This window comes from Streptomyces sp. NPDC102514, from assembly GCF_055584525.1.
Genome location: NZ_JBVJLW010000015.1, coordinates 49,517 through 69,192 on the forward strand (window position 1 = coordinate 49,517; position 19,676 = coordinate 69,192).

The 19,676-nt window shown below is 71.0% G+C and carries 19 protein-coding genes; 13 read left to right on the top strand and 6 right to left on the bottom strand.

The genetic code is table 11. The features are described from left to right. Window positions 1-59: 59 nt before the first annotated feature. The gene (locus ACZ60E_RS32390) at window positions 60-527 is read right to left on the bottom strand and encodes an RDD family protein (RefSeq protein WP_384811424.1); all 468 of its coding nucleotides are present in this window, start codon (window positions 525-527) and stop codon (window positions 60-62) included. A gap of 199 nt (window positions 528-726) precedes the next feature. Here ACZ60E_RS32390 and glnA point away from each other — a divergent pair, with 199 nt between their 5' ends. Continuing rightward, window positions 727-2,136 (top strand): type I glutamate--ammonia ligase, encoded by a 1,410-nt coding sequence (gene glnA / locus ACZ60E_RS32395; RefSeq protein ID WP_107018291.1) that lies wholly within the window; start codon window positions 727-729, stop codon window positions 2,134-2,136. 82 nt (window positions 2,137-2,218) lie between these two features. Here the strand turns inward: glnA and ACZ60E_RS32400 are convergent, their stop codons facing one another. After that, entirely contained in the window at window positions 2,219-2,533 is a 315-nt protein-coding gene (locus tag ACZ60E_RS32400; RefSeq protein ID WP_469445029.1) for a hypothetical protein, read from the bottom strand. 359 nt (window positions 2,534-2,892) lie between these two features. Here ACZ60E_RS32400 and ACZ60E_RS32405 point away from each other — a divergent pair, with 359 nt between their 5' ends. Further along, window positions 2,893-4,092: a winged helix DNA-binding domain-containing protein gene (locus ACZ60E_RS32405; protein ID WP_469445031.1), complete on the top strand. Its 1,200-nt coding sequence runs from the start codon at window positions 2,893-2,895 to the stop codon at window positions 4,090-4,092. Between the two features lie 73 nt (window positions 4,093-4,165). On the opposite strand, the gene ACZ60E_RS32410 is transcribed toward ACZ60E_RS32405, so the two are convergent. Beyond that, entirely contained in the window at window positions 4,166-4,474 is a 309-nt protein-coding gene (locus ACZ60E_RS32410; RefSeq protein WP_384811382.1) for a hypothetical protein, read from the bottom strand. Between the two features lie 165 nt (window positions 4,475-4,639). On the opposite strand from ACZ60E_RS32410, the gene ACZ60E_RS32415 reads away from it, so the two are divergent. From ACZ60E_RS32415 to ACZ60E_RS32450, 8 genes are all read left to right on the top strand, one after another. Beyond that, entirely contained in the window at window positions 4,640-5,008 is a 369-nt protein-coding gene (locus ACZ60E_RS32415) for an ArsC/Spx/MgsR family protein (RefSeq protein ID WP_469445033.1), read from the top strand. A gap of 122 nt (window positions 5,009-5,130) precedes the next feature. Continuing rightward, a complete protein-coding gene (locus tag ACZ60E_RS32420; RefSeq protein WP_385835917.1) occupies window positions 5,131-5,844 on the top strand; it encodes an RlpA-like double-psi beta-barrel domain-containing protein in 714 nt (237 codons plus the stop codon). A gap of 274 nt (window positions 5,845-6,118) precedes the next feature. Further along, window positions 6,119-7,147, top strand: coding sequence for a glutamine synthetase (gene glnII, locus ACZ60E_RS32425; RefSeq protein WP_384811374.1), 1,029 nt, complete (start codon window positions 6,119-6,121; stop codon window positions 7,145-7,147). A gap of 575 nt (window positions 7,148-7,722) precedes the next feature. Beyond that, on the top strand, window positions 7,723-8,313 hold the full coding sequence (locus ACZ60E_RS32430; protein WP_453794843.1) for a winged helix-turn-helix domain-containing protein: 591 nt from the start codon (window positions 7,723-7,725) through the stop codon (window positions 8,311-8,313). Between the two features lie 78 nt (window positions 8,314-8,391). Next, window positions 8,392-9,405: an NAD-dependent epimerase/dehydratase family protein gene (locus tag ACZ60E_RS32435; RefSeq protein ID WP_469445035.1), complete on the top strand. Its 1,014-nt coding sequence runs from the start codon at window positions 8,392-8,394 to the stop codon at window positions 9,403-9,405. A gap of 96 nt (window positions 9,406-9,501) precedes the next feature. Beyond that, window positions 9,502-10,812, top strand: coding sequence for a sensor histidine kinase (locus ACZ60E_RS32440; protein WP_469445037.1), 1,311 nt, complete (start codon window positions 9,502-9,504; stop codon window positions 10,810-10,812). Continuing rightward, on the top strand, window positions 10,797-11,450 hold the full coding sequence (locus ACZ60E_RS32445) for a LuxR C-terminal-related transcriptional regulator (protein WP_469445038.1): 654 nt from the start codon (window positions 10,797-10,799) through the stop codon (window positions 11,448-11,450). The genes ACZ60E_RS32440 and ACZ60E_RS32445 overlap by 16 nt, the downstream gene beginning before the upstream one ends. A gap of 260 nt (window positions 11,451-11,710) precedes the next feature. Further along, entirely contained in the window at window positions 11,711-13,282 is a 1,572-nt protein-coding gene (locus ACZ60E_RS32450; RefSeq protein ID WP_384811360.1) for a DUF1996 domain-containing protein, read from the top strand. Between the two features lie 148 nt (window positions 13,283-13,430). Here the strand turns inward: ACZ60E_RS32450 and ACZ60E_RS32455 are convergent, their stop codons facing one another. Next, window positions 13,431-13,886, bottom strand: coding sequence for a hypothetical protein (locus ACZ60E_RS32455; RefSeq protein ID WP_210883283.1), 456 nt, complete (start codon window positions 13,884-13,886; stop codon window positions 13,431-13,433). 322 nt (window positions 13,887-14,208) lie between these two features. Between ACZ60E_RS32455 and ACZ60E_RS32460 the strand changes: the two genes are divergently transcribed. From ACZ60E_RS32460 to ACZ60E_RS32470, 3 genes are all read left to right on the top strand, one after another. Then, window positions 14,209-14,685 carry a tetratricopeptide repeat protein gene (locus ACZ60E_RS32460; protein WP_469445401.1) on the top strand — a complete coding sequence of 159 codons (477 nt, stop codon included), beginning with the start codon at window positions 14,209-14,211 and terminating at the stop codon, window positions 14,683-14,685. A gap of 73 nt (window positions 14,686-14,758) precedes the next feature. Next, the gene (locus tag ACZ60E_RS32465; protein ID WP_469445041.1) at window positions 14,759-16,732 is read left to right on the top strand and encodes a hypothetical protein; all 1,974 of its coding nucleotides are present in this window, start codon (window positions 14,759-14,761) and stop codon (window positions 16,730-16,732) included. 87 nt (window positions 16,733-16,819) lie between these two features. After that, window positions 16,820-17,509, top strand: a complete 690-nt coding sequence (locus ACZ60E_RS32470) for a TetR/AcrR family transcriptional regulator (protein ID WP_469445043.1) — start codon at window positions 16,820-16,822, stop codon at window positions 17,507-17,509. Window positions 17,510-17,650: 141 nt separating this feature from the next. Here ACZ60E_RS32470 and ACZ60E_RS32475 read toward each other — a convergent pair whose 3' ends face one another. Beyond that, on the bottom strand, window positions 17,651-18,007 hold the full coding sequence (locus ACZ60E_RS32475) for a 5-carboxymethyl-2-hydroxymuconate Delta-isomerase (protein WP_384816508.1): 357 nt from the start codon (window positions 18,005-18,007) through the stop codon (window positions 17,651-17,653). 30 nt (window positions 18,008-18,037) lie between these two features. Next, window positions 18,038-19,657 carry a SpoIIE family protein phosphatase gene (locus ACZ60E_RS32480; RefSeq protein WP_384816511.1) on the bottom strand — a complete coding sequence of 540 codons (1,620 nt, stop codon included), beginning with the start codon at window positions 19,655-19,657 and terminating at the stop codon, window positions 18,038-18,040. Window positions 19,658-19,676 lie beyond the last annotated feature (19 nt).

Sequence of the window (19,676 nt, forward strand, 5' to 3'; positions counted from 1 at the left end):
GATGCCCGGGTCCGGCTTCGTACGGAAGCCGGGCCCGTCGCACGAAAAGGGTGGCGGACCTAGATCCGGACCTCGACCGTGCGGGCCAGGCGGTCGTGCAGCCCGCGTCCGTCGCGGTCCCAGATCAGGGCCGGCAGCGCGAGGCACAGCAGGACCGTGCGCAGGAGGGCGCGCAGCGGGCTGACCGTGCCGGTCTCCAGGGCGAGGACCCGCAGACCGAACAGCCGCTTGCCGGGTGTGAAGCCGAGAGTGCCCACGGTCAGCGCGCTCGCGGCGAAGAAGATGAGCAGTGCCCAGTTCCCGGTCGCCTGGCCGTAGCCGTCGGTGATCAGGCCGTATGCGATCAAGGTGCACAGGCCCCAGTCGACGACGAGGGCACCCAGCCGCCTGCCGGGGCGCGCGATGGAGCCGGGGCCCGACTCGGGCAGGCCCAGCTGCTCTCCGCGGTATCCGAAGTCGGCACCGGCGTCCTCCGCGGCGGCGCGGGGTCCGGACAGCCACGATCCGATTGCTTGCCTGTTGTCCACCCGTCCACGGTACTGCGACCGTTTTGCCATGCGGACAGGTGGGGTACACCGGACCTCGTCCGGTTAACTTGGGCGAAACAAATGGGTCACGCTGGAGAAATCACCCGTCCTTAAGGTCGGGCTCAGCGTGTGCCACCGCACTGGCCGCACGAACGAACTACCACCCCGGTCCGAAGTGAGCGGGAGTAGGAGGAGCTGGATGTTCCAGAACGCCGACGAGGCCAAGAAGTTCATCAAGGACGAGGACGTCAAGTTCGTCGACGTCCGCTTCTGCGACCTGCCGGGTGTGATGCAGCACTTCACGATTCCGGCAGAGGCCTTCGACCCGACCGAGGAACTGGCCTTCGACGGCTCCTCCATCCGCGGCTTCCAGGCCATCCACGAGTCCGACATGGCGCTCCGCGCCGACCTGTCCACCGCGCGCGTCGACTCCTTCCGCCGCGACAAGACGGTCAACATCAACTTCTTCATCCACGACCCGATCACGGGCGAGCAGTACTCCCGTGACCCGCGCAACGTGGCGAAGAAGGCCGAGGCGTACCTCGCGTCGACCGGTATCGCCGACACGGCGTTCTTCGGCCCCGAGGCCGAGTTCTACGTGTTCGACAGCGTCCGCTTCGACACCAAGGCGAACGAGGCGTTCTACCACATCGACTCCGAGGCCGGCGCCTGGAACACCGGTGCGATCGAGGACAACCGCGGCTACAAGGTCCGCTACAAGGGCGGCTACTTCCCGACCCCGCCGGTCGACCACTTCGCCGACCTGCGTGCGGAGATCTCCCTGGAGCTGGCCAAGTCCGGCCTCCAGGTCGAGCGCCAGCACCACGAGGTGGGCACGGCCGGCCAGGCCGAGATCAACTACAAGTTCAACACGCTGCTCGCCGCGGCCGACGACCTCCAGCTCTTCAAGTACATCGTGAAGAACGTGTCGTGGCGCAACGGCAAGACCGCGACCTTCATGCCGAAGCCGATCTTCGGTGACAACGGCTCGGGCATGCACATCCACTCGTCGCTGTGGGCGAACGGCGACCCGCTGTTCTACGACGAGGCCGGTTACGCGGGCCTGTCGGACACCGCCCGCTTCTACATCGGCGGCATCCTCAAGCACGCCCCGTCGCTGCTGGCCTTCACCAACCCGACGGTGAACTCGTACCACCGTCTGGTCCCCGGCTTCGAGGCCCCGGTCAACCTGGTGTACTCGCAGCGCAACCGCTCCGCGGCCATGCGCATCCCGATCACCGGCTCGAACCCGAAGGCCAAGCGCGTCGAGTTCCGCGCGCCCGACTCCTCCGGCAACCCGTACCTCGCCTTCTCGGCGCTGCTCCTCGCGGGCCTCGACGGCATCAAGAACAAGATCGAGCCGGCCGAGCCGATCGACAAGGACCTCTACGAGCTGGCGCCCGAGGAGCACGCGGGCGTGGCGCAGGTCCCGACCTCGCTCCCGGCCGTCCTCGACCGCCTTGAGGCCGACCACGAGTTCCTGCTCGCGGGCGACGTCTTCACGTCCGACCTGATCGAGACGTGGATCGACTACAAGCGCACGAACGAGATCGCCCCGCTGCAGCTGCGTCCGCACCCGCACGAGTTCGAGCTGTACTACGACGTGTGATCGATCCGGTGTCCGACCGGTGACCAGTCGTACGGTGTGACCGGAGCCCCGCCATCGCCCCTCGGGCAGTGGCGGGGCTCTGTCACTTCTTGACGTTCCAGGGGCGTTCGCGGCGGTAGCGGCGTTCCCACTTGGCCATCCGGTCGCGGCGCTGGCGGTACGAGTGGTAGTCGCTGTCCATCCGGGTCGTGGAGCTCGAACCGCCTCCGCCTCCGCCTCCGCCTCCGCCACCTCCGCCGCCGCCTCCACCGCCCGACGACGGGCCGGAGGCTCCTTGGCCCGCCCGGAAGAAGCGGACGTAGAGGTAGATCAGGGCGGCCGCGGTGAGCCACCAGACGGGACTGTTGAATCCCAGGACTACCAGGACGAGGATCGCCAAAATGATCAAGGTACCCATGGTGGGTCTCCTTGTACGTGGGTGGTGGGACCTTGAGCTGTCCGACGCCGTGCCGGACTGTGCGCCGGGCCGTCGGTGTCGTCGAGAGTAGCCCTCAGGATGCCCGGCGCTCCCTGTCCGACGGAAACGAATAACGGCCGGGTCCGCTTACGAGCAGTCACAAAACAGCCCGGGGTCAAGCCAAATCGTCACAGAGGGGAGCAATGAGGGTGCTTCGGAGTGAGTAAATCTGCGTCCGGGGCCACCGCCCTCCTCGGCCCCCGACCCAGTCCCCGTCGCCGCTCCCGGCTCCCGGCCGAGGGCGGATCCGGAAGGAATCCGCAAGAATCCGAGGACGGGAACCGGACAGGGGGAACGGTATGAGCGGGCAACGGCGGCACATCGGGGTGGTTGAGCGGCGGGCTCGGCTGGCCGTCGGGCAACGGCTGGCCCGGGCCGCCCGGGCCGGCACCCCCGAGGAGGTCGCGGCCTCGCTGGTGGCGCTGCACGGGACGGATCCCGTCAGCGTCCACCTCGCCGTGGGGGCGCGACTCGCGGACGCGGCAAGGGTCGTGCCGGAGATGGAGCGGGCCCTGTACGAGGACCGGACGCTGATCCGGATGCACGGCATGCGGCAGACCGTGTTCGTGTTCCCCACCGGGCTCGTTCCGGTCGTGCACGCGTCCACCGGGCTCGCCGTGGCCGCCCGGGCGCGGGCCTCCCTGGTCAAGGACATGGCCCGCGTCGGCGCTCCCGACGCGAAGTGGCTCGCGGAGGTGGAGACGTCCACGCTGGCCGCGCTGACCCGGCGCGGCGAGGCGACGGCCGCCGAACTGGCGCGCGAGGAGCCGCGGTTGAGGGAGCAGTTCGCGTACGCGCCGGGTACGGGCTACGAGGGAGTGCACACCGTTTCGTCGCGGCTGCTGCGGGTCCTGGGGGCCGAGGGCAGGGTCGTACGGGGGCGTCCGCTGGGGTCGTGGACGTCCACGCAGTTCCGGTGGGCCGCGGCTCCCCCGTGCGCCGAACTGCCCGTCGCCGAGGCCCAGGCGGAGCTGATCCGGCGCTGGCTCGCCGCGTGCGGGCCGGCCACGGAGGCCGACCTGAAGTGGTGGACGGGGTGGAAGGTCAGCGACGTACGGCGGGCGCTGGGCGCGGTGGGAGCGGTGACCGTCTCGGTGGACGAGGGCGTGGCGTACGTGCTCGCCGACGCGGTGGAACCGGCCGGGGCCGTCGAACCGTGGGCCGCGCTGCTGCCCGGCCTGGACCCGACGGCCATGGGCTGGCAGGAACGGGACTGGTACTGCCCGCCCGGGCTGCGGCCCGCGCTCTTCGACCGCAGCGGGAACATCGGGCCGACCGTCTGGTGGGACGGGCGGATCGTGGGCGGCTGGGCGCAGCGCCCCGACGGCGAGATCGTCTGGCGACTGCCGGCCGGCGAGGGCGCGGACACGAAGGACGTCGGCGCCGAGGCCCTGGACGCGATCGGTGCCGAGGCAGACCGGCTGCGGTCGTGGATGGGTCCCACCCGGGTCACTCCCCGCTTCCGGACCCCGCTGGAACGGGAGTTGGCGTCCGGCTGAGAGCGGAGAACCGCCGACGCGCCGCCCGGGACGCGGGCGGCGCACGGACACGGGCGGCGCTACGGGCGCGGGCTCAGCGTGCGTACCTCATCAGGGCACGGACCATGTGACAGGTCGTGTCCGACGGGGGGTGTACGCCTATGAGTGCGGCCGTGCTGCGGATCGTGTCGTTGTGGGCTTGCCTGGGTACGTAGACGCCGGAGTCGAGGAGGGCGATGGCCAGCCGCATCGCCTTGAGGCGGCGGTTGTGCGTGACGTACCACTCGCGCGGGCGCCCCGGTGGCAGCGCGCGCTTCTCGACGGGCTGGTAGGGCAGGTCCAGCTGGACCGCCCTCTTGGCGGTGGACTGGGTGGGCAGCGGACTCAGTGCGGCAGCGGGCACAGGCATCCTCCTGTCGCGGTCGGGGCGCCGGTCGGCGTCTCCGGCGGCACCCTCGAACACTGCTTCTATTCTACTGCCGCCCACTGACAATCGCCCCTGGCCAGAGGCCTTTTGGGGGTGCCGTGACCAGTGAGTGGCACGGTGTTCTCGCGTACCTTGGGCGGCATGGAGATCTGGATCAATCCGGCCTGTTCGAAGTGCCGCAGCGCCATCGGCCTGCTGGACGCGGAGGAGGCCGAGTACACGGTCAGGCGGTATCTGGAGGACGTGCCGAGCGAGGCCGAGATCCGGGCGGTCCTGGAGCGGCTCGGTCTTGAGCCGTGGGACATCACCCGCACCCAGGAGGCCGAGGCGAAGGAGCTGGGGCTGAAGGAGTGGGCCCGTGACGCCGGTTCGCGCCAGCGGTGGGTCACGGCGCTGGCCGAGCACCCCCGGCTCATCCAGCGGCCCATCATCACCGCGGAGGACGGGACCGCCGTCGTCGCGCGGACGGACGAGGCGGTACGGGACGCTCTGGGCCGGCAGCAGCCCTGACAACACCCGTGTGATCCACGTTACTTGAGCGACTCCGGTCAATCAGTGAGCAAGTTCGTTCGGTATCTCGTACATAACGGCGAACGGCCGCCGCCAGGGGCGGCCGGGGACAGGAGCCGTTCATGTCGCGCAGAAGAACTCTCGGGACGAAGAAGAAGATCGCCCTGCTGGTGAGCGCCGCCGCGGTGGCCGGTGGCGGGGCCTTCGCCCTGGCCGCCACGTCGAACGCGACGCCAGCCACGAACTCCGCCAAGTCCACCGCGCAGTCCTCCGTGGTGTGCGGCGGACTGGCCACCGCCCTCGGCAACAACGAGAAGTTCATCGAGGGACAGCGCACGGCACCGGACGCCCAGTCCGAGGCGCGGATCGCCAACCGTGAAGCGGTCATCGCGCAGATCAAGCTGCAGCAGGAGGCCTCCGGCTGCACGGTCGGCGAGTCCGACGCGACCGTGGGCGAAGGGGGCGGCGACGCCGGCACCGGGAACGGTACCGGGGCGGGGACCGAGGCACCGCCCGCCGAGTCCGCTCCCGCCGAGCAGCCGTCGCAGGCCCCGTCCGTCCCGGCCGCCGGTGGCGGCGGCGCCGCCGGCGAGCAGGTCTGCAACGGGTCCACGGTCACCCTCTCGGGTGAGGCGGGCGCGCCCGCCGCGTCCAGCAACCAGTTCCCCGCCGGTACGAAGCTCAAGGTCACGAACCTGGACAACAACAAGTCCACGACCGTGGAGGTCACCTCGGTCTCCGGCAGCTGCGCGCTCCTGAACAACGAGGCGTTCGAGCAGGTCCGCGAGCCCGGCAAGTTCCTGATCCGCAAGGCTCTCATCGAGAAGGTGGGCTGACGGGCCCCACCGGACCGCTCCGTCCCGCCCGCTCCGTTTCGTGTCGGGTGGCGGCCACGGCCGCCACCTGTCCGAAACCCATCGCATACGAGTCAGGGACGCTCTCCATAGGTGACCCCTACCACATGGGCACCAGGTAACACGGGGTTCACATCCGGGCAATGATCGGGAAACTGCCTGTTGACAGGCTTCGGGCATCCTCCGCGGCGCCCCAGTGCCGCAGCGCCGCAGCTACCGCACTGCGCTTAGAGACCCACCCCGAAGGATGTGGCCCGTGACCTTCAAGGCTGAGTACATCTGGATCGACGGCACCGAGCCGACGGCCAAGCTCCGTTCGAAGACGAAGATACTCGGCGACGACGCGAAGGGTGCGGAGCTGCCGATCTGGGGCTTCGACGGCTCGTCCACGAACCAGGCCGAGGGTCACGCATCGGACCGTGTGCTCAAGCCGGTCGCGACCTTCCCGGACCCGATCCGCGGCGGTGACGACATCCTCGTCATGTGCGAGGTCCTCAACATCGACATGACGCCGCACGAGTCCAACACGCGTGCCGCGCTCAGCGAGGTCTCCGAGAAGTTCGCCGCCCAGGAGTCGATCTTCGGCATCGAGCAGGAGTACACCTTCTTCGACGGCGAGCGCCCGCTCGGCTTCCCCGTGGGCGGCTTCCCGGCCCCCCAGGGCGGCTACTACTGCGGCGTCGGCGCGGACGAGATCTTCGGCCGCAAGATCGTCGAAGCGCACCTGGACAACTGTCTCAAGGCCGGTCTGGCCATCTCCGGCATCAACGCCGAGGTCATGCCCGGACAGTGGGAGTTCCAGGTCGGACCGGTCTCGCCGCTGGAGGTCTCCGACCACCTGTGGGTGGCCCGCTGGCTGCTCTACCGCACCGCCGAGGACTTCAACGTCTCCGCGACGCTGGACCCGAAGCCGGTGAAGGGTGACTGGAACGGGGCCGGTGCGCACACCAACTTCTCCACGAAGGCGATGCGCGAGGGGTACGACGCGATCATCACCGCGTGCGAGTCGCTGGGCGAGGGCTCGAAGCCGCTCGACCACGTCAAGAACTACGGCGCGGGCATCGACGACCGGCTGACGGGGCTGCACGAGACGGCGCCGTGGAACGAGTACTCGTACGGGGTGTCCAACCGTGGGGCGTCCGTGCGTATCCCCTGGCAGGTCGAGAAGGACGGCAAGGGGTACATCGAGGACCGGCGTCCGAACGCGAATGTCGACCCGTATGTGGTGACTCGGCTGATCGTCGACACGTGCTGCTCCGCGCTGGAGAAGGCCGGGCAGGTCTGAACCGGCTGTTCTGCTTGAACGTGAAGGGGCGCTCACCGGGATCGGTGGGCGCCCCTTCGCGTCCGCTCGGGGGATGGGGGGGGCGGGGGTTGTGGGCACGTGCGGGCCGGTGGGGGCTGGTCGCGCAGTTCCCCGCGCCCCTGAAAACGACAAGCCTGCGCCGTTCCCCGCGCCCCTAGAAGCGACAGGATTGCGCCGTTCCCCGCGCCCCTAAAGACAAAAGACTGCGCCGTTCCCCGCGCCCCTAAAGACAAAAGACTGCGCCGTTCCCCGCGCCCCTGACGGGGCGCACCTGTGCGGGCCTCGTGCTGTCGTGGGTGTCCGGACAGTGAGAGGAGGCTGATGTTGCGGGGCTGTGTCTGCTTCAATGGGGGCATGGCCAGCTTCCAGGAGTGCATCGCTACGGGTCGGCACGACCTTGAGCCCTTCTGGCCTTCCCGTCAGCACCACGACTTCGACCGGGTGTGTTGTCGCGCGACGAACGCGCAGGCCCTCTAAAGCCGTACACCGGCCTTCGGCCAGCGCGCACGACGTACGTCCTCGACGACCTCTCGCGCGAAAAGAGCTGACCTCTCATGGCGAACACCCGTTCCTTCTCCTCCGTGGCCACCGCCACCTCCCCGGCCCCGTCCACCGGCTCCGCACGTCATCGGCTGCGGGCCGTCGACCGGGACGAGGTGGTCGACGTCACCGACTTCCTGCCGCCGGGCGCCACCTGGCTGCCCGCTCCCCCGCACACCCTGCCCACGCTGCCGGGCCACCCGCCGATGATCGGGTACCTGGTCCTCGTACCCGCCGACCAGCCCTCCCTGCTGCCGGTCGCCGTGCCCGAGACGGAGACCGGGGCGGAGACGGAGGCGGTGGCCGGGCACGACCTGCCCGTGCGGGTCGACACCGTCCAGCGCACCGCCGAGGTCGACGGGCGCCCGCTCGACCTCACGTACCTGGAGTTCGAGCTGCTCGCACACCTGGTGGCGCATCCGCACCGGGTGCACACCCGCGACCAGCTGGTCACCACGGTGTGGGGCTACGGACACGTGGGCGACGGCCGGACCGTCGACGTCCACATCGCCCGGCTGCGCCGCAAGCTCGGCGTGGAGCACCGCGACACCATCAGGACCGTGCGGCGCGTCGGCTACAAGTACGCGCCCGTCACGGGCAGTTGATCCATCCGGCGGCGGGACGGTTTGCCTGTGGGCAGAATTCCGTTCCGCCGCACGGCTGAGCGGGGCAGAGTCCCCTCCATGAGACTTCTGATGCTCGGCGGTACGGAGTTCGTGGGGCGGGCGGTCGTGGAGGCGGCGCTGCGGCGCGGCTGGGACGTGACCGTCTTCCACCGAGGCCGCCACGACCCGCCCGCGGGCGTACGTTCCCTGCACGGCGACCGCACCGCGCCCGGCGGACTCGCGGCCCTCGCCGAGGACGGACAGGGCCCCGGCGGCGGCTCGTGGGACCTCGTGGTCGATACGTGGTCGGGCGCTCCCCACGTGGTGCGGGACTCCGCGCAGCTGTTGAAGGACCGCGTCCGGCGGTACGTCTACGTGTCGAGCTGTTCCGTGTACGCGTGGCCGCAGCCGGCCGGTTACGACGAGAGCGGCCCGCCGGTCGAGGGCGCCTCCCCCGACGCCGGACGGACCGACTACGCCCGCGACAAGCGCGGTGGCGAGCTGGCCGTGCTCGACGCCTTCGGCGAGGAGCGGGCGCTCCTGGTACGGGCCGGGCTGATCCTCGGCCCGTACGAGAACATCGGCCGGCTGCCGTGGTGGCTCACCCGTGCGGCCCGCGGCGGCCCCGTGCTCGCGCCCGGCCCCCGTGAACTCCCCCTCCAGTACATCGACGTGCGCGACCTCGTCGAGTGGACGCTGGGGGCCGTGGAGGGCGGGGCCGGTGGGGCGTACAACCTCATCAGTCCTTCGGGGCACGCGACCACGCAGACGCTGCTGGACGCCTGCGCGCGGGTCACCGGCGGGCGGGCGGAACTGCGGTGGACCGAGCCCGAGGTGATCCTGGCGGCCGGTGTCGAGCCCTGGACACAGCTGCCCGTGTGGGTGCCGCCGGACTCCGAGATGCACGCCATGCTGCACCGCGTCGACGTGTCGAAGGCGGTAGGGGCGGGGCTGCGCTGCCGTCCCGTCTCCGAGACGGTGGCCGACACCTGGAGCTGGCTCCAGGACATCGGCGGTACCCCGCCCCGGCGCCCCGACCGTCCCGTCGTCGGGCTCGATCCCGCCGTGGAGGACAAGCTCCTGCGCGGCTGAGATCCGGGGAGCGGCGAAGGGGGTGGTGCCAGCACCACCCCCTTTCAGGTGGTTCGGCCCCCTGACCACCGTCGCGCGGTGGGCGAGACTGGGGGCATGGACACCAACGGGGACCGTCCGGACCACCGGGATCACGGGGACGACAGGACCGGCGGCCGGGCGCGTACCGCCGCGGTCGCCGGAGTGCGGGCCCTGCTGCTGGCCGTCGTGGCGCCGGCCGGGTCGATCGTCCTCTTCGTGTTCTCCGTCGTGTCGATCGTGCTCGTACCGCTGGGCATCGGCATCATGACGACGCCCGGGGTCCTGGCCGCCGTACGCGGCTTCGCGAACTGGCGGCGGCTGCTGGCGGTCCGGTGGAGCGGGGTGCGGATCCCGCCCACGTACCGGCCCGTCCCGCAGGGCGCCAATCCGTGGGAGCGGTGTTTCCGTCTGCTCGGCGATCCGGCCGTCCGGCGGGACCTGCTGTGGCTCCCGGTGGACATGACCGCGGGTTTCGTCACCGCGCTGCTGCCCGCCCTGCTGATCCTCTACCCCTTCGAGGGGTTCGCGCTGGCCGCCGGGCTGTGGCGGGTCTTCACCGACGGCACGTACGTCGGCTGGTGGTACGGGTTCGTGCCGGTCGGCGGGCAGCCCGGCGCCCTCGCCGCGGGAGCCCTGGGCGCCGCCCTGCTCGTCGTCGGCGTGTACACGGCCCCCTTCCTGCTGCGCGTCCACTTCCTGCTGACCCGGTCCGTCCTGGCGTCCGGGCAGGGCGAACTCGCCCAGCGGGTCCGCGTACTGACCGAGACGCGGCGCGACGCCGTGGACACCTCCGCGGCCGAACTGCGCCGGATCGAGCGGGATCTGCACGACGGGGCCCAGGCCCGGCTGGTCGCGATGGGCATGGACCTCGGCACGATCGAGGCGCTGATCGAGAAGGACCCGGCGAAGGCCAGGCAGCTCGTCGCGCAGGCCCGCCGGTCCTCCGCGGAGGCCCTCACCGAACTCCGGGACCTCGTACGCGGCATCCATCCCCCGGTGCTCGCCGAACGCGGACTCGGGGATGCCGTACGGGCGTTGGCGCTGCGGCTGCCGATTGCCACGGAGGTCGACGTGGACCTGCCCGGCCGCCTCGGGGAACCGGTGGAGGCGGCGGCGTACTTCGCCGTCAGCGAGGTCCTCACCAACGCGGTCAAGCACTCGGGCGCCGAGCGGATCTGGGTGGACCTGCACCACAGCCCGGAGCACGGCGGCACGCTGCGGATCGCGGTCACCGACGACGGCGGGGGCGGCGCCGTGATCGGTTCGGGGTCGGGGCTCTCCGGAGTCGAGCGGCGACTCGGTACATTCGACGGCATCCTGGCCGTCAGCAGTCCCGCGGGCGGTCCCACGATGGTGACCATGGAGATCCCTTGCGAGTTGTCCTAGCCGAAGACCTGTTCCTGCTGCGCGACGGTCTGGTCCGGATGCTGGAGGCGTTCGACTTCGAGATCGCCGCCGCCGTCGAGAGCGGGCCCGAACTGACGCAGGCCCTCGCCGAGTTGCAGCCGGACATCGCCGTGGTCGACGTACGCCTGCCGCCCTCGCACACCGACGAGGGGCTGCAGTGCGCGCTCGCGGCGCGCCGGGCCAGACCCGGGCTGCCGGTCCTCGTCCTGTCCCAGCACGTCGAGCAGTTGTACGCGCGTGAGCTGCTCGCCGACGGGACCGGCGGCGTCGGCTATCTGCTGAAGGACCGGGTGTTCGACGCCGAGCAGTTCATCGACGCGGTACGGCGGGTGGCCGCGGGCGGCACGGTGATGGATCCGCAGGTCATCCAGCAGTTGCTGGCGCGGCGGCAGGGCGACGGCCGGCCGCTGGGGCGGCTGACACCTCGTGAGCTGGAGGTTTTGGAACTGATGGCGCAGGGCAGGTCGAATGCGGCGATCGCGGGCCAACTCGTGGTCACGGAGCGGGCGATCGCCAAGCACACGTCCAACATCTTCCAGAAGCTCGATCTCGATGTCTCGGACGACGACAACCGTCGCGTCCTGGCCGTTCTCGCCTATTTGGACCAGGGCCGCTGAAAGGGTTCATAAGCGAGGGGGACAAGGGCGGGACCGAACCGTTCCCGAGTTTCAGATCCGCTGAATGATATTCAATAATTCCCGCTCAACTGCCGTTGTTTCAGGGGCTTCTGCGCCCCTTGCGGCAGGATTGCGCCACGGAACTCTCATCAATTTCTGGGGCCTCTGAACGCCCCAGGAACCTCCTCCGTATTGAACGGAGCCGCTTCACCTCCTGCCGGGCGCCTCGATGCCCCCGCAAGGAAGCCAGAGGGAGTTCCATGGGACGCACGAACCGAAAACGCCGCTCCACGCTCGCCAACCGGGCGATAGCCGCATCGGCGGCTCTCGCGCTGGGTGGCGGCGGTCTGCTTGCGGCCAACATCTACGCTTCCGCGGGCGAGAGCAAGAACTCGACGCGAAACGCGCAGACGACCGCCGCCTCGGTGGCCACGATCAAATGCCCGGACGTCGGCCAGAAGCTGACCTCCGTGCCCAAGGGCGCCCGCGCCGGTGTCGACAAGGAGCTGGCCCAGCTCGACCAGCAGGTCACGGAGGCCTATAAGCGTCTTGCGGACACCCGCCAGGCCCAGGCGGGGGACCCCGGCTACGTCAACAACGCCATCCTCGGTCCACTGAAGTCCAAGCGTGTTGCGACGATCGACAGGATCAGCAACAACATCAAGCGCGCGGGCGGCAAGGGTCCGAGAGGAGGCGGCAAGCTCGCCGGGTGCCAGGGTGTGCCTGCCGAGAATCCCACCGGCGGGGGCCAGGGCAACAACGGTGGCCAGGCCGGTAACAACGGCGGTCAGGGCAACAACGGTGGCCAGGGCAACAATGGCGGCCAGGCCGGCAACGGTGGCCAGGCCGGCAACGGCGGCGGCCAGGGTGGCGACGGCGGTAACGGCGGTCAGGCCGACAACGGGCCCGTGGCAGCCGACTTCCAGGACATCACCCAGGTCCAGCCGAACGGCGGCCCCAAGGGCGTGGGTGCCAACGGGCTCCCCGCGAACGGGGACAGCGGTTCCACCGGCACCTTCACCACGAGCTGCGGCACCAACGAGAACGAGCTCCGCAACTCGGACAACGTGATCGTCGCCCCGGGTGTCAGCAACGGCGCCCAGCACCAGCACGACTACGTCGGCAACCAGTCCAACGACGCTTTCGCGAGCGACCAGGACCTGGCGAACGCCGACACCACCTGCCAGAACCAGGGCGACAAGTCCTCGTACTTCTGGCCGGTACTGCGTGTGCAGGACGGCAAGGACGACATTGACGCGGGTGCCGCCGGTGGCGGTCAGGACGGCAACGTCGGCACGATCCAGCAGGCCAGCGAAGCGCAGCTGAAGTTCGTGGGCAACAAGAAGGGCGATGTCGTCGCGATGCCGACGGCCCTGCGCATCATCACCGGTGACGCCAAGGCCTTCGTCAACGGCCTCAACAACGCCAACACGAACTGGAGCTGCACCGGCTTCGAGGACCGCCAGCTGACGGACAAGTTCCCGATCTGCCCCGAGGGCAGCTCCGTGGTGCGCACGTCCAACTTCCAGAGCTGCTGGGACGGCCAGAACATCGACAGCGCCAACCACCGCACGCACGTGTCCTTCGTCCAGGCGGACGGCACCTGCGGCAACGGTTTCCAGGCCATCCCCCAGCTGCAGGTCCGACTCGTCTACGACGTGGCGGCCCCGCAGATCCAGGGTGACCAGATCACCAACGCGTTCGCGGTGGACTCCTTCCCGGACCAGCTGCACAAGCCGATCACCGACCACAACGACTTCATCAACTTCTTCGACGAGAACGAGATGAACGAGGTCGTGAACTGCATCAACAGCGGCCAGAACTGCACGTGATCCTTACGTGAGCGCTGAACGCCGGGCATGAAGAAGAAGCCGGCGGTGGGAATTCCCACCGCCGGCTTCTTCGTGTCCTGAGCCCTTGTGGCCCGAGTCCTCCTGGCCGGTCCGCGGTCGTTCGGCGGGCCCGGCCCCTTCGGCGGGGTCAGCCCTCGTGGCTGCCGCCGCTGTGCGTACCGCTGTTGTGGCTGCCGCCCGGGTTCATGTGCTCGGAGCCTTCCTCCATGGTCCCGCCGAGCCGGCCGCGCAGGGCCGTGACCGTCTTCTTCTCCCCGACGGCGACCCACTTGCGGCCCACGAGGTAGTAGCCGCCGTAGTCCTTCGCCCCGGTCAGCCACTCGGCCTGGCCGCGGTCGGTGGCGAACGTCGCGAGGACGTACTTCTCGCCGGAGCTCTTGCAGATGGCCTGCCGGATCGTGTCCGCGTCCGTCTGCATGTTCGGCTTGCAGCCCGCCTCGCTCGCGATGTGCTCCAGGCTCCCGGTGGCGGTCTCGGGAACCTTCTTCTCGTCGCCGCCGTCGGAACCGCAGCCGGTCACCGCGAGGAGTGCCACGACCGCCCCGGCCGTGCCGACCGCGAGCCTCTTGCCCGTAAAACTCATTACGTCCGTACCTCCGGGTCCATTCCGGCGACATGCCTCGCCGGGGCCGTGCGCCCACGCCTCCGAAAGCCCGCACAGGGGCCCCGGTCTTCGATACGGCTCCCGCACGCTCCACGCTCAAACGACGGCGGCACGAGTGACCGATTCCGTCATACAGGCACCACGGGACACGTGACAGTGACCTGCGCCACAGAAGCGTTGCTTTTGATTGGCGCACGTGTGCGAAGGTGAGCCAGTGACGACAGAGGACAGCGCGACCAACAGGGCAGCGGACCGTACGGCCGGCAACGAGGGCGCAGGCGCGGCGGGCTGGGACGAGCGGGTGGCCGCCGCCTGGGCCGGTTTCGAGGCCGATCCGCAGACGGACGCGGTGGAGTTCCGGACGCTGATCGACACGCTCGCGGCCGAGTTGCCCGCCGACAGCCCGGTCGCCCCCTTCGAGCGGGCGTGCGCCTGGGACTCGACGGGCCACTCCGGCAACGCCGTTCCGCTGTACCGGGAGGCCTTGGACCTCGGCCTCGACGGCTACCGCGGCCGGCGTGCGAAGATCCAGCTGTCCAGCTCGCTGCGGAACATCGGGCAGCCGGAGGAGGGCGTCAAGCTGCTGTCGCCCGAACTCGTGGGAGTGTCCGACGAGTTGGACGACGCCGTACGGGCGACTCTCGCCCTGTGCCTGGCGAGCCTGGGCCGTGAGCGCGAAGGCCTCTCGCTCGTCCTGGGCGCCCTCGCCCCCCATCTGCCGCGCTACCAGCGGTCCATGGCGAACTACGCGCGCCTGCTCGTCGAGCCGGAGGCATAGCACACGGCGGCCGAGTCCCGGTGGTACCGGGCGGTCCAGGTGACCATCCACCGATTCGCTCGTTCTGCTGAACGTGCAGTCACAGGATGTCGCCCCGCGCCCCCGCCCCGCATCAGCCGCCGCCCCCGGGCCGGTGGTCGACATCGAGCAGGCCGAGGCCGCGCTCGTCGAGCACTATCCGCGGCTCGTCCGGCTCGCCTATCTGGTGCTGCCGCCGAGCCTGGGCCGCAACCGCCGGGTGCTCACCGCGCACGCGCTCACCCAGCGCACCCTGCCCCGCGGCAGGGCCTCGGGCGACACCTCCGTGCTCCCGGCCCAGAAGACCGCCACCGAGGGCCGTGACGCGGACCCCGGGTACGCGTACGTGCGTCTGCGCGTCCTGCGGACGGCACTGGAGGCGGCCCGGCCGCTGACCTTCCGCGCCTGGCCCACCCGGGCCCAACTGCCGCCGCTGCTCCCGCAGGTGTGGGGCCTGCGGCTCTTCCCCCGCTCCGGCGGAGCCGACGAACTCGCCCTGGACCAACGGCTGTCGGCCCTGTCCGCCCCGGCCCGCGCCGCGTTCGTCCTGCGCGGCCTGGAGCGGATGACCGACGCGGACGTCCGCAAGGTGCTGGCCGCGGCCGGCGAGGAGGCCCCGGCCGCCGCCCTCGCGGAGGCGGACACGATGAACACGGCCGAGGGCGCCGACGCGCTGCTGACCTCCCCCGAGTTCGACCCGTGCTCGCTGCACGCCCGGCCCACCGATCTGGTGCGCCGCCGCCAGCACATCAAGGCGGCGATCGCCGCAGCCGCCGCGGTGGCCGTGTGCGGGGCGCTCCTCGGCATGCCCGGGGACGGCTGGGGCCCCGAGGGCGCCGCCGCTCCCCCGTACGCGCAGAACCCGGCGGCCCAGGCCGCCCTGGACCCCGGCAAACTCACGCTGGTCCCGGCGGGGGCGTGGGAGTCGTCCGCGCGCACCGACTTCTCCGTGTGGCCCGCGCGCGGCGCGCTCACCGGCGACAAGGGCCTGCTGCGCCGCGCGCTCGCCGTATGGGCGCGGCCCGGCGGGTCCGTACAGGTCTCGGCGACCCCCGGCACCCCCTCGGGCGCCCCGCCGGGACCGCCCCAGCTGCTGTACGCGGGCGAGGTCGACCAGAGCCGCGTGGTGCTGCTGTACGACGGACTGCGGATCGCGCGGTACGCCGAGGCGAAGGACGGCGGCACCCAGGGCGCCGCCCTCGACTTCGCCCGGGTCGACGGCGCCTCGGGGGCCGACGCCGACGCGGTGGTCCTGGGCCGCACCGACGGCAACGTCCGTTATCTGACGGCACCCTGGGTGCGTACGGCCGTCGTGCGCGACCTGCTGAAGTCCGCCGCGGGTGCGACCGGTGCAGCCGGTACGTCCGGTACGACACCGCTGGCGCGCTCGGCGGACGGGGTGACCGAGCCGTTCGCGAGCCCGGCCCTGCAGACCGGCGAGTGCCGTTCCTGGAACGTGCTGGAGCTGACGGACCGGACGGGCACCCGGCTGTCGACCGACCTCGGGGAGCTGACACCCGCCCGGCTCACCTCGGGCCGTCCCGGGCGGCCCGGCGACGCCTCGGCGGCGGACTGGTCCCCACTGGCCTGCTCCCTCGCGGACGCCCGCGGCCAGGGCGTGCGCTCGGTCAACTCCTGGAGCTACGCCCGTCAGCCCCTCCCCGACGGGAGCGGCACCGCGGAGTGGCTGTGCACCCGTGCGGAGACCTGGCGGGGCGGGGGCCCGCGGGTGCTCGCCCAGTTCCACGCGCCGGGGCAGCGGTTCGGCGCGGTCGCGGCGAAGGCGGAGAACGCGTCCGCGTGCGGCTCGAAGGACCCCCACGTCCTGGCGGGTGTGCTGTGGAAGTCCGTCAAGGGCGACTGGTACCTCCTCGCCGCAGGCAGCAAGGACACGGCGTCGATCCGTGCGACGGGCGGCGTCAGCGGGGCGGCGGGGAGCAATCTCCTCGCCGTGCGGGCCGAACAGGGCGCTCAGGCGGTCCTGAAGGGCACGCTGAGCAGCGGGAGGGAGATCGGCGGGCTCCGCTGAACGGTCCTGGTGCCGCCCCCGGTACCGGCCCCGAGCGGCGGTCTGTTCGAGGCCGGTTCCGATCGGTTCGATCGGTAAGGTGTTCATATGACTACCGGGGTGCGACGCAGAATGGGCGTCGAGGAGCGACGGCAGCAGTTGATCGGCGTCGCCCTCGAACTGTTCAGCCGGCGCTCGCCGGACGAGGTGTCCATCGACGAGATAGCCTCCGCCGCGGGCATCTCACGACCGCTGGTCTACCACTACTTCCCGGGCAAACTCAGCCTGTACGAGGCCGCGTTGAAGCGCGCCTCGGACGATCTGGCGGAACGTTTCGTTGAGCCGCGGGAAGGTCCGCTGGGGGCGCGGCTGCTGCGCGTGATGCGGCGGTACTTCGACTTCGTCGACGAGCACGGGCCCGGTTTCTCGGCGTTGATGCGGGGTGGTCCCTCGGTCGGGTCCACCACGACGAACGCGCTCGTCGACGGGGTGCGGCAGGCGGCGTACCTGCAGATCCTGTCCCATCTGCGGGTGGAGCGGCCGTCGGCCCGGCTCGAACTCGTCGTCCGCTCCTGGATCTCGCTGGCGGAGGCGACTGCGTTGCTCTGGCTGGACGGCCGCCGGATTCCGCGGGCGGAGCTCGAGGTTCAGCTGGTGCATGACTTTGCCGCGCTGGCGGCGGTCAGTGCGGCGTCGGATGCGGAGATGGCGGCGGTTCTGCGGGCGGCTCTGTCCCAGGAACCGTCCGAGAGCCCGTTCGCGGACCTGGTCACCCGCCTGCTCGCCCTGGCCGGCTGACCCGTCGCCCGGGCCGAGCTCACGGTGCCGGCCGGTGGGGGCGGGCCCAAAGGACTGCGCAGTTCCCCGCGCCCCTGAAGGGCGCCCCGTCAGGGGCGCGGGGAACTGCGCGGGTGACCCCCACCGGCCCGCACTGTGAGGTCAGTCCACGTACTTCTGGTACGACGGCTCAAGGTCGCGGACCTCCGCGGACGCGTGGAGCGCGAGCCCGTCGACCGGCTTCACATGCCCCCGTACAAGCTCCAACGCCCCCGAAGTCAGCGCCGACTTCACCTCGGCGGAGCGCCCCGGCAGCAGCGCCACCCCGACATGCACCAGCGCGTGCCCCGCCACATCGGTCCCGACGACGACGTCGTGGACGACCCGGAACCGGCACTTGCACGCCTCGATCTTCGCGGCGGCCGTCTCCACCACCATGGCGTGCAGCGCGGCAGCGAACCCCTGCCGGTCGAAGGCGTCGCCGAGCGACGCGGAGTAGTCGACGGTGATCTGCGGCATGGGCACTCCTGTTCGAGGGGAAAACAACCCTCACCCTAGCCTCAGGGCGAGCAGCGCGATGTCGTCCTCCCGCTCATGGCCGAAGCAGTCCAGGAGCGTGTCGCACAGGGCGTCCAGACCGGGCAGCGCTCCGACGGCGGCGGCCCGGAGGTGTTCCATCGACGCCGCCAGATCCGTACCCCGGGTCTCGATCAGCCCGTCGGTCACCATCAGGAGCCGGTCGCCCGCTTCGAGGAACAGCTCGGTCGGCGCCGGATGGGGCAGCCCCACCCCGAGCAGTGGTCCGGCGGCCTTCGCGTAGTCGGCCGTACCGGTGTCGCGGATGATCAGCGGCGGGATGTGGCCGGCGTTGGCGATCCGGGTGCGCCCGGTGGCGGGGTCGATGAGGGCCAGGCAGACCGTGGTGGTGATCCCGGGGTGGTAGTACCGCAGCATCTTGTCGAGGCGCTCGGCCAGCACGGCCGGGTCGCTCTCGTCGACGCAGTAGGCGCGCAGGGCGTGCCGGATCTCGACCATGACGGTGGCCGCGTCCAGCGAGTGCCCCACAACGTCGCCCACCGCGACGAGCACGCCGTCGTCGGTGCGCAGGGCCGCGTAGAAGTCGCCGCCGATCTCGGTCTGCTGCGAGGCGGGCACGTAACGGACCGCGACGTCGATGCCCGGCAGTTCGGGGAGCCGGTGCGGCTGGGGCAGGAAGCTGTGCTGGAGGGTGAGGGCGACGTGCCGTTCGACCTGGTACATGAGCAGCGGCTCGGCGGCGTACGCCGTGGCCTGGGCGAGCCGGGCCACCAGGGTCTCCTCCTCCGGGTTCACCCTGCGCACCCCGCGGGTGGGCGTGGCCAGGCACACCGCGGCCTTGCCCTCCTGCGTGAGGATGAGCGCCAGCCGGGCGTCGTGCTGCATGCCGGGCCGGAAGAACCCGCCGGGCCACAGCGGCGCGGGCACCGTGGTGATCCGCACCCCGGACTGCCCGCGGGTGAGCCGCCGGAGCAGTCCGGCCACGGCCCGGTGGGCGCCCTCGTCGGGCAGCGCGAGCGAGGTGCGGTCCTTGGAGAGGGCGCGGTACAGCTCGTCGTCCGGGCCGAGGAAGAAGACGGCGGCGGGGCCACCGGTGAGCCGCGCGGTGCCGTTGGCGGCGGCGTCGGCGAGTTCCTGGAGGTTGCGGGCGGCCTGGATGGTGACGATCGTCTCCGACAGCAGCGTCAGGCGCCGGGCCAGTGCCTGGTCGTCGGCCCGCAGCCGCGCGGTGCGCACCGCGGCCCGGACCACCGCGTCGATCTCCTCGGGCTCGGCCGGCACCGCCAGATACGCCTCGCCGCCCGCTTCAAGACCCCGGCGCCGGTCGCCGGGGCTGACGGCGGACACCGAGAAGTGCACGACGGGCAGGCCGGCCATGTGCGCGCGGGCCTTGATCCTGCGGCAGAGTTCGAAGCCGTTCATGTCGGAGAGTTCCACGTCGACGAGGGCCACGTCGGGGAGGGTTCCCCTGCGCAGCCGTGCGTCGAGTTCGACGAGGGCCTCGTTGCCGGTGGTGGCCGCGACGACCTGGTGGCCGGCCCGGCGCAGCAGGGCGCCCATGGCGTAGCGGCCTGCCGCCGTGTCGTCCACGAGCAGCACGGTCGCGTCTGTTCGCTTGCCGTTGACGTCCATCTGCCAGCCCTCGGACACA